The sequence below is a fragment of the Methanomicrobiales archaeon HGW-Methanomicrobiales-1 genome (genome assembly GCA_002839675.1).
Classification (GTDB): domain Archaea; phylum Halobacteriota; class Methanomicrobia; order Methanomicrobiales; family Methanospirillaceae; genus Methanoregula.
Genome location: PGYM01000001.1, coordinates 754,021 through 770,255, shown reverse-complemented (window position 1 = coordinate 770,255; position 16,235 = coordinate 754,021). Strand labels below are relative to the sequence as shown.

Below are 16,235 nucleotides of genomic sequence, written 5' to 3'. Positions count from 1 at the left end.
ATGGTTAAGGTACTTATCATAGATGATTCCGTGTTCATGCGGACAATCATCAGGGATATGCTGACAAAAGATCCGGCCATTGAAATAGTGGGAACTGCATCAAATGGTGCTGAAGCATTAGAAAAGATCCAGAGCCTGTCACCGGACGTTATCACTCTGGATATCGAGATGCCCGTGATGAATGGAATTGAAGTTTTAAAAGAACTTCAAAAACGAGCAAAGCGTCCAAAAATACTCATGCTGAGCACGCTCACGTCAAAAGATGCTGATCTGACTCACCAGGCAATACGGCTGGGGGCTGATGATTTTATGCTCAAGCCAAAAGATATCCCCCATGTGCGGGAGATCGGGCAGGAACTTATCAATGCAGTCAAACATCTCATCACCCTGCCTTCCAAAGCAGTAACAAGGAAAATCTCTTCAGCCACCGGACCCGCAGACCGGGTGGTTCTCATCGGGTCATCCGCCGGTGGTCCTCCCATGCTCGATATACTTCTTGCCGATCTCCCGGCAGATCTTCCGGCAGGTATTATCGTTACCCAGCATATGCCCCCGGGCTTCACTGCACCCCTAGCAGAACGATTTAACCGTATTTCCCCCATCCCGGTCAAAGAGACAGAAACCGGGGATTCCATTCTGACCGGGAGGATCCTTCTTTCAAAAGCGGGCGTGCACACTGTTGTCAGTGGAGTATTATCTGAGAACAACAAAAAAACCGGGCGTATTATTCACACCAATTCACCTCCGCTCCATGGAGTCAGACCGGCCGTTGATAAAACATTTGAGTCTGCAGTTACGGTATATGGAAAAAATATCGTGTCCGTAACTCTTAGCGGCATGGGAAATGATGCCGGGGCGGGGGCTCTTGCAATAAAAGAGGCAGGAGGGAAAAATCTTGTCTGTGATGAGAAAGACTGCCTGGTCTATGGCATGGCACGATCTGTTATCAAACATGATGCTGCCGACAAGATCCTGCCATTGAAAAAACTTGCAAAAGAGATCGAAAAGGTAGTGCGTGAAATGGAGGGCATCTATGTCTGAATTTGAAGCATACCGTGGCTTGTTCGTTGCAGAATCCCGTGAGAATCACGAGAATCTTGTAAAGAACATGTTAATCCTGGAAAAAGGCGGAAGCCAGACTGCAATTGATGAAATATTCCGTTCCATCCATACACTCAAAGGAGCCTCGGCATCCATGGGTTTTTCCGAAATGGAGCGGCTCTGCCACACCATGGAGGATGTATTCCAGCTCATCCGCAGCGGAAGCGCAGTAATTACCGCAGAACTGAGCAATATCCTTCTTGCGAGTTCTGATATCATCGAACTGATGCTTGATGATGTTGAAGGAGGAGGAGATTCTTCTTCTGTCAACCCTGATGAACAGGTAAAAGCCCTGAAACTATGGCTTTCACAGGATGATACCAAAGCAAAAGGTGACAAGGCCAAACCCGCAGTCATCCATGAAGCAGTTCCGGTAAAAATAATGGAAATTGACGATGATACAGATCGCCCGCGTTATTCCATTACAATCAAAGTTGCTGAAGACTGTGCCATGAAAGATATCCGGGCACTGCTTGCAATCGGCAACCTTGAATCTTTGGGAACCATCCTGTCAATAAATCCATCACGCGATGATATTGATGAAGGTAAATTCGATGGCTCTCTCGTATTGAAAATTGCCAGTGATGTTGGCGAGGATGCTCTCAAAACTGCTGCAACCGGCACAGATATTGCATCCGTTGAAATTCTGCCGGCAGAAAAAGAAGAGCCGGTTGCTTCAACCGATGCATCCAATGAGTCAAAATCAGCAGAATCTGATAAAAAGCAACAGACCGCAAGCCAGGACAAAACACGGGAAATAAAACACCTCCGGGTCGATATCAACCAGCTCGACCATATCATGAATCTTGTTGAAGATCTTGTCATTAACCGCGGCCGCCTCAAACAGATCGCCGAACAGAACAAGATCAAGGAGATGGATGAAGCAATAGGCATGGTTGAGCGGTCTGTATCAGATCTCCAGAACCTGATGATGATCATCCGCATGATTCCCCTGAATCATATTTTCAATCGCCTTCCAAGGGTAGTCCGCGATGTTGCACAGTATGATGGTAAAGAAGTGGAATTTGTTATGGATGGTGGAGAGACAGAGCTTGACCGGAGCGTTATGGACGGGCTCAATGATCCCCTCCTCCACTTAATCAGGAATGCGGTGAATCACGGTATTGAATCCCCCGATACCCGGGAAAAAGCCGGCAAGCCTCGCAAAGGATTTGTCAAGCTCTCTGCTCACCGCGACCGGGATAATGTCATTATCGAACTGATTGATGACGGGGGCGGAATCAATGTTGAGAGGGTCAAGTCAAAAGCGGTCGAGAAAGGGATGATTACCCCGGAAATTGCGGCGACGCTGACCACAGACCAGGCTGTTGATCTCCTGTTCCAGCCGGGATTCTCCACGGCCGAAAAAATAACCGATATCAGTGGACGGGGCGTGGGACTTGATGTGGTAAAGCGATCCATTGAGGCCCTGAAAGGTTCAATCCGCGTAGAAACAACCCCGGGTAAAGGCAGTCGTTTTGAATTACTGCTCCCGCCCACAATGGCCATTGTCGATGTCATGATCGTACGGATCAACAAGCGGAGACTTGCCATACCTATCAGCAGTATTGTGGAAGTTGCAAATTTCAAGAATGGTTCAACCCACAGGATAGGAAAAAGTGATGCGATTCTCTTAAGAGATGAAGTGCTCGAGATCTTCTTACTGGAAGATATGATGGGAGAATCGGAGGAACGGGAGATCCTTATTGTTGTGCAGTACCTGAAACGAAAGTGCTGTATTGCAGTTGACCTTGTAGAAGGAAAGCAGGAAGTAGTAGTAAAACCATTAAGCAGCATAATCGGTAATACCCGGGGAATAAGCGGGATTACCATTCTTGGTGACGGTGAAGTCGTACCGGTGCTTGATGTAAATACTATGGTGTAGGTGAATGTGATGAAATTATCAGCAGTACAGGCAGATGCGATACAGGAACTGGGAAATATTGGTGCAGCCCATGCGGCAACAACGCTATCACAGATGCTCTCGAGTACCGTCTCGATGAGCGTCCCGGCAATAAAGACTATTGACCTTTCCGAACTCGGAAACTATCTTGGAGAGGAATCTGCCGCAATGGTTGTATTCGAACTCCAGGGAGAGATCCAGCATGGCGGATATATTATTTTTTATATCACCAAGGAATCTGCCATACGACTGACAAACACCATGCTGGGAATGACTGATATGGATCGTGAATTTACTGAGATGGACCAGAGTGCTCTTCTCGAAGTAGGTAACATCATGGTCTCTGCATTCCTTGATGCCACAGCAGAACTTCTTGGTTTTATTATGCTCCCCTCCCCTCCCGCACTCAGTATTGATATGGCCCATGCTGCAATGGAGTCGCTCATCGCTCAGTTAGGCGAGGAAGTGGATGAGGTTTTACTCTTCTCAACAGAGCTTATCTGTGAAGAACACAAGATTGACAGCGATATCATCATGTTGCCGGAGATTAGTACATTGAGAAGAATTACTGAACTCCTTGAAGAGATGATGAAAGGTGCATAGATAACGTGACCATAATGGCCGATCAACCAACACAGACACCGCAAACGGCGATGATTGGTATTGGTGAATACCGGGTAGGTTCCTATCCCATGATGACCATCGGGCTGGGTTCCTGTATCGGGCTGACCCTGTATGACCCTCAGCGTAAAACAGGTGCTATGGTGCATATCATGCTACCGGAAAGTGGCGGGAGAACGGATCGTCCTGGAAAATATGCAGATACTGCCATTCCCCTCCTCTTAAAAGAACTGGATGCTATCGGTTGCAACAAACGTACCCTTATTGCAAAAATTTCCGGGGGAGCATGTATGTTCGAATATTTCGGCACTAATCTCAATATCGGTCAACGGAATACAGAGAAAGTCCGATCTGTGTTAAAAGAGCTGGGAATCAAGTTGTCTGCTGAGGATGTTGGGGGAAAAGTCGGACGCTCAGTCACCTTTTTTCCCGCTAATGGCGGTAAAGTCTCGATAAGGAGAGCAGATGGCGTTACGAGCGAGTTATGACTTCGCAATAATTATTATCATTTTTCTCTTTTTTTTCCCGGTGAATGCACTGCCGCAGGATAATGCTGCCCTGCCTGGCGATTCGATGGCAACCAGTATCCAGACAATGCCATACACGATTGTATTGTTCATCCCCTCATCGAACCAGGTCCATTCTGACCAGATCAAGGACCAGATTAATGACCCGAATGGTGATGTTGTATTAGCCACCTCGTATGGCTTATCCACCTTCAATGGCACATGGAGCACACGCCATATCAACCGTGATAATATATCTCAGGGACTGATGGATGATTTTATCACGGCTGTTGAATATGATCACCAGGGACGCCTCTGGATCGGGTATTCCGGCGGCATCCAGATTTATAACGGTGTCTACTACCAGGTAATCCGGGATCAGCAACTCCTCAAAGATCCCCAGATCCGTGATCTCCAGCGGTGGGATGATAACATCTGGATTGCAACCGGCAACGCAGGGATTCACCGTTACCACGATGGCGAATGGACATGGTTCCAGCCGATGACCAACGGGGGGCCGGGATTTTATGAGATCGACAGTATGGTCATTGATACCGGAAGCAATTCGCTGGTGATTGCCACCGAAAAAGAAGGCCTGTGGATTATCAGATCTCAGCTCGATCCGGTGCATTTTGAGATGCTGGCTGGCAAAGATTCTGCTGCCGGGCAGATGCAGCATGTTACGCGGGATCCGTTGGGTGGAGTCTATTTCTTCAACCCGGAAAAGATCATTCATTATGACACAGTGTCAGGTTTCAAGCATATCCTGACCACGGGTGATCTGACACAGGAACAAATTACCATCAATGATGTTGCTGCTGGATCCGATGGGAACCTCAACATAGCGACCGATGATGGAATATATATCTGGCGGGAAGGGGGAATATACCGTCACATTAGCAGTTTTGAAGGAATTGGTACATCGGACATTGTAAAAACGATCAATGTAGATATCAAAAACCGGGTCTGGTTTGCCACACAGGGATATGTTGGATATTATATCGATAACACAAATCCTGAAAAAATAGTGCAGATAGCCATGGTCACACCGATGGGGTCACTGATTCCCATTGTTATGGTCACACCCGATAAACCCAGTCCAACCGTAGTTACAACCGTCAGTTCACCTCCTGATTCATTCTCCATTACGGGGATCTTTGCCCAGATTACAGATCCAATAGCACGTGCCATTAGTGCCGTGGCGCAGAAATTTGGTGTGAATATCTTTTCCTGAACGGTTAATGATTATATCGCCATCAGGGATAGACAAATATTTTTATTTCTTAATATTCCTGAGTTCTTCAGTACAATATTGCTCAATAGAATCGAGAAGTGCTTTTTTGGCCCTTTTAACCCGGTTTTCATTATCAGAAAAGAAATCGGCGGCAATATACCGGAGCATAATGACATAATACTGGTAGTGCGGAAATTCGCGTTCAAAATCAGTGATCTTATTCATTGCTGCCGTTTTATCCTGGTTCAGCAGATCAAAGGATAAATCAAACAGTTCTACGATAGAAGCGGGCATGCCTTTTGTTGTGGCCAGTTTCCTGAAACTCTGGTACGTGATTTTCTTTGTCAGCATCAGGGACAACTTCAAGCCGAGGTATATTGGTTCAAGATCGTTAGGGTATTGCTTGATCATCTGGTTAACAACGCCAGCTGCACCGGCTGCGTCGCGATTCTCCAGTTTTGAGTAATACAGTTCCCTTAAAAAGACTAAGTCCGTGTAGAACCGTTCTGATCCTATCTCCAGCAGACGCATCTTCATTTCATCATTTTCAGTAATCTTAGCGTTTTTCAACCCAATTTCAAGGAACCATTGTTCGCTCGGGAACCATTCAAGCCCTAAAAAGATCATCTGCCAGAATATCTTTTCAAGAAATGCCGGATCCTCAACATCCAGCTGTTTCAGCTGGTTTACCGGAGGCCTGATGCGGACAAGATCGAGCATGGTTTCCCGGGCCAGAAGTTCCATCTCACCGGGGCGCTGGTTTCTCGGGGTCTCTTCGTTCTTTTTAAATTCCCTCAATGACAGGACATACTGGCAGTAGGCTACAGCGGTTCCAATCTTCGCATCGAGCTCGCTGTATTTTTTTAAGAAATCAAGGGCATGACCATAGTCCCCGTTCTTTAATAATTTCAGGCCGACAACCAGGTTTACTCCGATATCTGCATCCTTTCTCTTTTTTAAGCGAAGGGCATTGAGAATAACTTTCCGGATATATTCAAAATCATTAATATTTACGCTCGAATCAAGCACCTTAAACGTGATGCTATCGATAAAATCGTCATAGGATTCATCTGACAGGTGAGGAAAAGAATTGTCGAGAGCTGATATCACATGCCCGAAAAAAACGGGAAGATTTGAATCAACCTTTGCTGTATTGCGCCCGATATAACCTGAAAAATCCTTTTTTAAGAGGTTCAGCTTATCATAAATAATTGCATCAGTAAGCTGTTCTCCCCGCATATGGTGAAAATTGCATGTCCTAATATTAAAAGGTATAACAGACGAAGTTACACTTCATCTGCGGTATAATAATAAAATTCTCCCGAACTTTTCTGCTCGCGGTCAAGGAATGAACCGGGTTTATTGATTCGCGGTCGTCCGCTCTGGTCTCTCCTGAACGTGACATCAAGCTCGTCAAGGAACCGGTTCATCCCGTCACGCATCTTAAAAGGCCCTGCCGCGGTACCGGAGATCCCCGGCTCACCTTCAAAGACTAAAATCCGCTCGCTGATCATATCGATGAGGTAGATGTCGTGATCAATTACCATGATGCCTACCTGTTTTCCCTCAGCATGGTGCTTGATCATCCGGGTTACTTTCACCCGCTGCTCAACATCAAGATGTGCGCTGGGTTCATCGAGAATATATACATCGGCATCCCGGGAAAGGCATCCGGCAATCGTTACACGCTGCAGTTCACCGCCACTGAGGGAATCCACCGATGACTGGAGTATGGGCTCAAGCGAGAGCGACTCGATAATCTCGTGCTGGTAATACGAAGTATCGAATTTTGTCGTGCATCCACGGAGGTACATTTCCACGCTGTCGGATGTATCAGCCTTGATATACTGGGGTTTATACGATATGCGCAGGGATGTCTCCATCTTACCGGTTGTCGGGGTTTCCACACCCGCAAGAAGTTTTGCAAAAGTGCTCTTCCCCATACCATTTGCACCGACAATCCCGAGCACCTCCCCGCTCCTGACCGTACCGCCAGAGACCGTGAGATGGAATGACTCGTATTCCTTTGTCATTGCCGGGATGACAAAGAGATCATCCCGGTTGGATCCCTTATCATGCGCCCGCTTTTCAAAGACCACCTGCGAGGTGCGGAACCGGACATTCTCTTCGTTTAAGAATCCCTCAAGGTATTGGTTGATGCCGACGCGGACACCCTTGGGGCGGGTGATAATCCCAAAGACTGCCGGTTTGCCATAGCCAACATGGACGGTATCGGCAAGCATGTCGAGAATTGCCAGATCGTGTTCGACTACCACAACCGGACGCTCTGCTGCCAGTTCCCGAATCAGTTTTGCAGCCGCAATCCGCTGGTAGATATCCAGAAACGGGGTGATCTCATCGAGGAAATAGAGGTCAGCATCGCGCGCCAGGCAGGCAGCGATTGCCACTCTCTGGAGTTCCCCCCCGCTCAGCGTACTGATATCGTGATCCAGTATCGCATCAAGCTTCAGTGCCGGCAGCATCTCGTGCAGTTTATTGCGTTCATCCGTTTTTTTGAGGAGTTCCCGGACGCTTCCCGTGAAGACTTTTGGTATATAATCGATATATTGGGGTTTTGACGCGATTTTCAGACTCTTTTTCGAGACGGTCTGGAGATAATCGAAGAGTTCGGTGCCGGCATACCGCTTGAAGATCTCCTCCCACGCAACTTCTGAATCGAAGTTCCCGAGGTTAGGACGAAGTTGGCCGGACAGGATCTTGACTGCCGTGCTCTTACCAATACCGTTGGCACCAAGAATACCGGTAACTTTTCCTTCAACAGGGATGGGCAGGCCATAGAGCGCAAACCCGTTCCTGCCATACCGGTGAGTGGGGTGCTCAAGTTCTTCAGGAAGGCTTACGATATCGATTGCCCCGAACGGGCATTTTTTTATACAGATACCACAGCCAACGCACAGTTCCTCGGATATGACGGCTTTGCCCTCTTCTCCGATAATAATAGTTTCGTCACCGGTCCGTACACGGGGACAATAAATGATGCACTCAGTACCGCATTTTTTTGCGTGGCATCGATCTTTATGAACAATAGCTATTCTCATGGGGATCAAAAACGGTGAGGATTATTTCGGCATTGCCGTAAGCAGGATTGTCCATGTCATGAACCAGAAAGCAAAGGTCATGAATCCCTGGTAAAACCAGTCCTTTGCCCCGAGTTTTTCGGTATCCATTCGCAGGAGCATGAAGATGTGTTTCTGGACGACAACTCCAGCAATCATTATCATGAATGCGAGGAGCCCGGAATCCATGCTGTAGGATATGCTGATGTAGTATGACAGTCCACCCACAAGGATACCAATAAGACTGGCAGCCAGCGTCCGCTTGATGCGTTCGATGTGCTCTGCCTGTTTGTCCGCCTTGGTCTTCTGCTTCTTGGTCTGGACCGGCTTTTCTTCTATAATCTCGTCGCTCATCCCGTTACACCAGTAGTCTTATTTTTTAGTGCGCAAGCCATATGTAATTTGGTACATACAAATGGCATCCGAACAGGGAATGAGCGGGATCGACGTCAAGGCAATGACGTCAGAGTTATGTGAGAAGCTGCCGCTCTGGATCGACAAGGTCTACCAGTTCGATTCCCGGACGCTGGGCATCCGGCTCAACGGCGAGAACAAGGCACGGCACCTGTTGCTTATCGAGTCCGGCAGAAGGACTCATTTAGTAAAGGAATTCCCCGCACCCCCGAAAAACCCTCCCCAGTACGCAATGCTCCTGCGCAAGTACCTTTCCGGCGGAAAAGTGCTAGCAATTCACCAGCACGGGCTCGAACGGATCCTGATCTTCGATGTTGGTAAAGGTACCACGGTCTATCACCTGATCATTGAACTCTTTGATGAAGGAAACGTGATACTGACCAATGAAGAATACAAGATTGTCAAACCTCTCCGGCATCACCGGTTCAAGGAGCGCGAGATTGTCCCCAATGCAACCTATGAGCTGACCGCAACAGATCCCACCGCATCGTTAGAGAACCTGACTGCGGTACTTAAAGGAGAAGACCGGGATCTTGTGCGTGCGCTTGCAATGGGGTGTATGCTGGGAGGCGCCTATGCAGAGTATATCTGCCAGAAAGCAGGGCAGGAGAAAACAATGCCGGCGTCATCGGCCGATCCGGCTCTTCTTTTTGCCGCAATACAGGAGTTTTTTGATCAGGTCCTGAAGTCACGCACCCCGGTCATCTCAGGAAAGCACTGTGAGTCAGTTGACATCAGGGGTGGAACCGATCAGCAGACATTTTCAAGTTTTTCTGGTGCACTTGAAGCCTTCTATCCCCTAACGAAGAAAGAAACGGCAACGAAAGCGGCCAAACCCAAATTTTCCAAAGAAGAGCGGATCAGGAAATACCAGGAATCTGCGATAAAAAAATTCGATGAGAAAGTTGCAAAAACCGAAGAGATTGTTGCGGCAATCTATGAAAATTACCAGTTTGTCTCAAACCTGATCACCTCTTTAGATGCCGCAAGCAAGCAACTCTCCTGGCAGGAAATGGAGCGACACCTGAAGGGGGCAACATCGGCGGATGCAAAAAAGATCACAGCGTTTTATCCCGATGAAGCTGCAGTTGAGGTTGATATCGGTAAACGGGTAAAAATCTATGTGCACGAAGGCATCGAGCAGAATGCAGGCCGGTATTACGATATCATTAAAAAATTCAAGAAGAAGAAGACCGGCGCACTCGCGGCAATGAAGAACGTAGTTGTCAAAAAGAAGACAACACGGCGGGATATCATTCCGTTGAAGAAACTCTGGTACCACCGTTTCCGCTGGTTTATCACCAGCGATGGCATCGTTGTCCTTGGCGGGCGTGACGCTTCCCAGAACGAGGAACTGGTCAAGAAATATATGGCAGGCGGAGATCTCTTTGTACATGCGGATGTGCACGGGGCCAGTGTCGTGATTGTCAAGGGCAAGACAGAGCACATGGATGAAGTTGCACAGTTTGCTGCTTCCTACTCCGGTGCATGGCGAAGCGGTCATTTCTCTGCAGATGTGTACAGTGTCCTACCCCCACAGGTAAGTAAGACACCAGAAAGCGGGGAATTTGTCTCGCGGGGCTCTTTCATTGTCCGGGGCGAACGCACCTGGTACCGTAATGTGCCGCTCTCGGTGGGCATCGGGCTTATGCTTGAACCGAATGCAGCCGTGATCGGGGGTCCACCGTCAGCAGTAAAAGGAAAATGCAAAGCATATAACGAACTCAGGCCCGGGCAGTTCGAGCCCAATGATATCGCAAAGAAGATGCTACGTCTTTTAAAAAGTAAGATCTCTGAAGACGAGGAAAAGGCACTCAAAGGCATCCTGAATACCGATACGGTAGCAGCCTTCGTTCCACCCGGGGGTTCAGATATTGTAGGTCAGCATGAAGGCTGATTGTGGGGACCTGAAAGGAAATAATGGCGAAATCCGACTGTTTCCGGAAAGTGTGGACGATCTCTGGCACCTCCAGCACCTTGTATCACCCGGAGATCTCGTCTTTGCTACCACGTTCCGGAGCGTTGATACAGCAAGTGATAAACTTCGGCCGGAAAAGGTGGAAAAACGGCCGGTTCGGCTGGGAGTCCGGATCGAGCGGGTGGAGTTCTCGGAACACGGTATCCGGCTCCGGCTCAGCGGGATAATTGAACACGGGATTGACATAGGCGCGTATCACACCATCAATGTTGAGACGGGTTTTGAGATCTCGGTCATCAAACAGTGGCGCCCCCATGAGCTCGAACGTATTGAACGGGCCGTGAAATCATCGGCATTCAGCCTGATCCATATCCTCACAATCGAAGAAGGCGAAGCTGAACTCTTCCGGCTCCGGCAATACGGCCCGGAGAGTGTTGTAACCTTTTTAGCCGGTAGTGGTAAAGGTGGAGAATCGGATAATCGTCCCGCATTTTTTGAACAGGTACTTGCCCCCCTTACCGCAATCGACGGGCCGTTAATTATCGCCGGCCCGGGATTTATAAAGGACGATTTCATAAAATTTACCCGGAACAGGGGCAACCCGGTTGCCGAGAAAGCGATCAATGTCGAAACACGCCGCATCGGGCGGGGTGCGGTCCAGGAAATAATTGGCAAGGGTGCGCTGGAAAAACTGATCGATGATCTCCAGCTCTCCCGCGAGGTAAAATTTATGGATGAGGTGCTCTGCCGTATCGCGCAGGACGGGGCAGTTGCCTATGGGCGGCAGGAAGTGCAGGATGCCATCGGGTACGGCGCTGTTGAGCAGGTGCTGGTCGCTGATACATTGCTCCGGGATCCGGCAACCATGGCCCTCATTGAGAGCGCAGAGGCAATGCGGGCGACCGTTGTTGTTCTCTCATCCTCGTTCGAACCCGGCGAACGCCTTGTTGCATTGGGCGGGATTGCGGCTCTGCTCCGCTACAAGCTTGCATAATATTCGAATTCCAATTTTTTAAAAAAGGAAAAACGTGATTTAGATATTTATTGAGAAACTATTGGTCAATGTACCTGTCGTGCCATCAGTGTTTGTCAGAACAAGGTTCCATGTACCGAAAGACCCTGTGGGTATCGGGAAGTAGCATTGCATTTGTGTCTCACTGGTTCGTGATACATACGATGCAGTAATATCAGCATTCCCACTCCGGGTCAGCTTGCAGGCAATGTTATTCTTGAAATTGGACCCGAATATCGTTACCGCTGGATAATTCGAATAAGTGGATGCAGGATTTATGGAAGTAATATCGATACCTCCTGTTGATGAGGTGGTTGTTGTTGCGGTCACTGAAGGATTAACACGAACCGTGAAGCCATTGCTGTACCGGGATGACTGCCCATCCGGGTTACTAACAATAATATCCCAGACACCAATTACGGCATCCGATGGAAGGGAAAACGTACACGAGATATGTGCAGGAGAAAAGACATTTACATTTGTCGCAGAGATATTCGAGCCATCGGACCGTACTAGCTTGACAGTGGCACCGCTCTGGAATCCATCACCCAGAATATCGGTGATTGAGACCGATGTCCCCACATAACCGTTCTCAGGAGCGATCCCCTTTATCTTGGGTGCGATTGTACTGGTGGTTGCTGTTACTGCCGGTGTAGTTGCCGTACCCGTACTGGGGGTTATGGCAGCCGTCATTATCGATGTGGTAACGGCAGGTTGCTTCAGAGGTACCTGGGACGGATCAACATGAGTTACTTTAACCGCGTTGACTTTTTCGAGGATCGGTCGGGTAAGGGTCTCTGTCAATGCATTAACGCGGTAGCCCCAGCTTCCATCAGTATTTCTGTAGATAAAGGCCCTTTCGTAGGAATCAGTCCCTGAATCATATTTTAGAATGAGCCACCCTGTTTCTGCTCCAGATTTTGGACTGACAATATCACCTGCAATGTAGAGAGCTGTGGTCTCTGGGGTTGTTGTCGGGGAGGGTTGTACAGAAGGAGTTGTTGCGGGAGTGGAATCCGTGCAGCCGGCAATCAGTACAGCTGCGAAAAGAAGAACCAGAATGACAATGACTAGACCTGATATCCGTTTCATGGTAGATTATTTCGCCCGAATATTAATTAAAAAAAACGGTTCCGCCTTATATTTATGACACAGCATTGTCTATTTATTTCCCGGAATGTTCGATGAATTAATCTACTCGTGAAAATGCGATGCAGACGTATCTTAAAAAATTATTTTTCCCGCGAAAAACAACCAGTCTCATTCACTACTGAAAAGTTAAGACAACAGACACGGATTGCAATCTAACAGGAATTTCTATACCTCGTTTTCTGCCATAGTGTGGCCCGGAGAGATGGTTATAAAAAATTATAATCCGGAACCGGGATATCTCCGCTTTTTTACAAAATATGCAATTCCCAGGATTATGACTATTGCAAGAATATACACGTTTTTAATCACCAGATCTGTCACCCATGCCATCATACCGATAAAAAAATTCAGAGCCGTACCTGGGGGGGGCGGTGCCGGAGTTTCAAGGGGGGCCTTCATCTGAACGGCTGTAATTGCCTTGGGAACCGGTGTGACAGAGGTAATGGGTTTTGCAAACAGGGCAACGCAACAGAAGTGATCAATTAGTGCTGTTATCTTTCCGGTACTTGCGTCATACGTAGTGATGAGATCCTGCCAGGTACCTGATTGGGGATCAAATGTTTTTACGGTGAATTCCTGCCCCCACTGTGCATTTGGGGGGTAAGCAAATGAAAGTGAAATTGCGGGTGAAAATGTTGCATCATCAGGCCCGAGATCGTATGCCATGCCGGCAAAAGTATAGATTGAAGATGACGGGACCGGGGGTAAACTTTCTGGCGGAAGTGCTGTTAAGGTAACTGAAGCAAGAGGCGAGCCGGTACTGTCTTTTGCCACAACCCCGGTGCCAATGGCAAGTTGAGCACGCTGATCTGTTGACTGGAGAAGCGTTGCCTGGGTGACCACTCCATTTGCGTTGGCGTAAATTTTCTCCGTTTTTCCAATATCGGGAGGTGCGAGCTGGGCCTGGGGGGGGTTTGCATTTTGAACCATAGCTGGTGCTTTGCCGGGGCCTGCAACGGTACCGGGAGAATCACTACCTCCTGAGTTATCTTGTTGGCTTACGTGGCTTACAACGGATAGGGTGATGAGCTGGAGCGGGTTGCCGGAGCCGGAGAGCTGGGATAAACCGAACGTTGAAAATCCATGCGGGGAATCAATCTCGAAATAGTCTAGATTTGTTGCAGAATCATTGTAGAGGAATCTGCTCTGAAGGACTTCTCCGGTTGACCTGTCATCAGATATTCTCTCTACGTATGTATGGGCCCGGCCGTTAAGTCTGTCAACCCACGTTGAGTTTACACTCATATGGAGTTTTGCTGTTCCTCCGGCAGGGAAATTGGTTTTTGTGATTTTTGTGGTATAGGCAATACCCCATATATAGGAATATCCGGCGCGGCTGGCGATAGTATTGAATGCATTCCTGTCGTCGGAAGTATCTCCCTCCCATACTTGAGTATTCAGTGTTGCACCGGTCGGATATGATGGTAGCGTGACACTATAATTAATCGAACTCATGATACCAGTGGAAGTTGAAAAGCCGACAGGATTTATTTCCTTGATCAAGAGTATCACGCTTGAGATATTGCCCATTATTAATGTGCCATCAAGTTTGAATCCGATACCATCATTGGAGATGAAAGTGATGTTCTGCCATCCATGATCCAGCAGAGGCGGGGATGTGCTGATGAGGGTAGTACCACTGTTGACGGGCCCGATAAGCTTCGTTATGTCATAGGTCAGGAATGGTGAACCAAACGGAGTGGAGATTGTTATTCCATCAATCATGGTATCGGCATTCACGTTTGCACCGGTCAGCGCTTGTATGGTTGTCTGTGCATGGGAATAGCCATAGGTATTGCTGGAGTTGAGAACAACGGTGTACGTCCCCCCATCGGTAAAAATATGCTCCACAATTGGCAGCGTGGAATAGGTTCCATCCCCAAAAGACCAGTTCCATGCTGTTGCTGCAACGGACGTATCGGTAAATTTCACCGGTAAAGGAACCATGCCTGAAGTTACATTCGTAGTAAATGATGCAACCGGAGCTGAGCCGACACTGATCTTGTGCATATTGGAAACAGGCGTTTCATCCCGGCAATACTCGTTGTTTATGGTGAGCCTGACATCGTAGTTTCCAGGGATATTATACGTAAAACTGGGGTTTTGGTCAGTTGAGATGTTCCCATCACCGAACTCCCATTTACGATAAGAAACGGTGGCTGGCAATGATTTGTCTGAGAAACTGACACTGAATGGTATGGTCCCGCTCTGTGCGGACATACTGAAATCGGCCACCGGGCAGGTCTGGTCCGGACCTATTGTATACATATAGATGTCATTATTGCCATTCCTCATGTCAGTCCAGACGATCCGATTACCGGAAATCTTCGGGCCACCATCTCCAGTGGAAAGAAGAGCAAGGTCATTGGTAATCCGGGTATCGGAACCACTGGTCAGATTCTTGAGATAAATATCTGGATTCCCAGTGTCTATCCAGACAACATTACTTCCTGATATGGACGGCAATACCTTTTCCGAGACACCTGGCACATCATTGACTTTATCTTTATTCCATGAAGTGGTGTCATTGACGTAAATGTCCACGTTGGGGTTATTCCGGTCATCCTGCCACACAACATGATTTCCCGATATTGCCGGAGAGGTCTGGGAAGATCCGATTGTATCCGGAGTCAAGAGATGTTCGATCCTCCCAGTGAGATCTAAAAGATAAATATCAGGATCCCCATTACGTTCATCCTGCCACACAACGTAATTACCCGAGATAGCCGGAATCGTCTGGTCAGACCCTGCTGTATCAAGAGTCAGCAGTTGTTCAATGCCCACGGAGAGATCAAACAAGTAAATATCAGAATCGCCAATCCGGTTATCCTGCCATACTACGAGGTTCCCGTCAATGGCAGGGTAATCCTGATTATCTGGGTTATTCGTTACCTGCGTTTCAATACCAGTGTCGATATTATAAGCATAAATATCAAAATCCTCGCTTCTGAAATCATCCCACACAATCGTGTTTCCAGAAATCGAGGGGTGATCCGCAATAGATCCGGGAGGAGTGACTCGACGTTCATCCCCGGTGACGACATTATATGCGTAAATATCACGTGATCCGAATGTATCTTCATTTCGGGAATCTGTCCATACAATCCAGTTACCCGAAATTGCCGGAAAGGTCTCGGAAGATGCGCTGGTATTAGTTGTTATGAGAGTTTCTGTTCCAGCCTGTGCCGTACCGGTCAACAGAGAAAAAATCAGGATTAAGACGATAATAATAAAAAAACTGAAAGCAGATTTTTTTCTGTTCGTTTTTTTATACATTATTACCAGACCTTTTCAAAG

At 47.8% G+C, this 16,235-nt stretch carries 12 protein-coding genes; 7 read left to right on the top strand and 5 right to left on the bottom strand.

Features of this window, described 5'->3' with window-relative positions:
- From CVV30_03995 to CVV30_03975, 5 genes are all read left to right on the top strand, one after another.
- Nucleotides 1-1,041, top strand: coding sequence for a chemotaxis response regulator protein-glutamate methylesterase (locus CVV30_03995; protein ID PKL70523.1), 1,041 nt, complete (start codon nucleotides 1-3; stop codon nucleotides 1,039-1,041).
- Entirely contained in the window at nucleotides 1,034-2,986 is a 1,953-nt protein-coding gene (locus CVV30_03990; protein PKL70522.1) for a chemotaxis protein CheA, read from the top strand. The genes CVV30_03995 and CVV30_03990 overlap by 8 nt, the downstream gene beginning before the upstream one ends.
- A 9-nt stretch (nucleotides 2,987-2,995) precedes the next feature.
- A complete protein-coding gene (locus CVV30_03985) occupies nucleotides 2,996-3,607 on the top strand; it encodes a chemotaxis protein CheC (GenBank protein ID PKL70521.1) in 612 nt (203 codons plus the stop codon).
- Nucleotides 3,608-3,699: 92 nt separating this feature from the next.
- Nucleotides 3,700-4,113, top strand: coding sequence for a chemotaxis protein CheD (locus tag CVV30_03980; GenBank protein PKL70961.1), 414 nt, complete (start codon nucleotides 3,700-3,702; stop codon nucleotides 4,111-4,113).
- Nucleotides 4,091-5,365: a hypothetical protein gene (locus tag CVV30_03975; protein PKL70520.1), complete on the top strand. Its 1,275-nt coding sequence runs from the start codon at nucleotides 4,091-4,093 to the stop codon at nucleotides 5,363-5,365. The genes CVV30_03980 and CVV30_03975 overlap by 23 nt, the downstream gene beginning before the upstream one ends.
- Nucleotides 5,366-5,407: 42 nt before the next feature.
- Here the strand turns inward: CVV30_03975 and CVV30_03970 are convergent, their stop codons facing one another.
- The 3 genes from CVV30_03970 to CVV30_03960 are packed head-to-tail and all read right to left on the bottom strand — an operon-like array spanning nucleotide 5,408 to nucleotide 8,796.
- Nucleotides 5,408-6,604, bottom strand: a complete 1,197-nt coding sequence (locus CVV30_03970) for a hypothetical protein (GenBank protein PKL70519.1) — start codon at nucleotides 6,602-6,604, stop codon at nucleotides 5,408-5,410.
- Between the two features lie 47 nt (nucleotides 6,605-6,651).
- On the bottom strand, nucleotides 6,652-8,424 hold the full coding sequence (locus CVV30_03965; protein PKL70518.1) for a ribosome biogenesis/translation initiation ATPase RLI: 1,773 nt from the start codon (nucleotides 8,422-8,424) through the stop codon (nucleotides 6,652-6,654).
- Nucleotides 8,425-8,445: 21 nt separating this feature from the next.
- Nucleotides 8,446-8,796, bottom strand: coding sequence for a hypothetical protein (locus tag CVV30_03960; protein ID PKL70517.1), 351 nt, complete (start codon nucleotides 8,794-8,796; stop codon nucleotides 8,446-8,448).
- 61 nt (nucleotides 8,797-8,857) lie between these two features.
- Here CVV30_03960 and CVV30_03955 point away from each other — a divergent pair, with 61 nt between their 5' ends.
- Together CVV30_03955 and CVV30_03950 are read left to right on the top strand one after the other, a co-directional pair.
- Entirely contained in the window at nucleotides 8,858-10,753 is a 1,896-nt protein-coding gene (locus tag CVV30_03955) for a hypothetical protein (GenBank protein ID PKL70516.1), read from the top strand.
- Nucleotides 10,743-11,768 (top strand): mRNA surveillance protein pelota, encoded by a 1,026-nt coding sequence (locus CVV30_03950; protein ID PKL70515.1) that lies wholly within the window; start codon nucleotides 10,743-10,745, stop codon nucleotides 11,766-11,768. The genes CVV30_03955 and CVV30_03950 overlap by 11 nt, the downstream gene beginning before the upstream one ends.
- Nucleotides 11,769-11,807: 39 nt before the next feature.
- On the opposite strand, the gene CVV30_03945 is transcribed toward CVV30_03950, so the two are convergent.
- Together CVV30_03945 and CVV30_03940 are read right to left on the bottom strand one after the other, a co-directional pair.
- Nucleotides 11,808-12,878 (bottom strand): hypothetical protein, encoded by a 1,071-nt coding sequence (locus tag CVV30_03945; GenBank protein ID PKL70514.1) that lies wholly within the window; start codon nucleotides 12,876-12,878, stop codon nucleotides 11,808-11,810.
- A 276-nt stretch (nucleotides 12,879-13,154) separates the two neighbouring features.
- A complete protein-coding gene (locus tag CVV30_03940) occupies nucleotides 13,155-16,214 on the bottom strand; it encodes a hypothetical protein (protein PKL70513.1) in 3,060 nt (1,019 codons plus the stop codon).
- Between the last annotated feature and the right edge of the window lie 21 nt (nucleotides 16,215-16,235).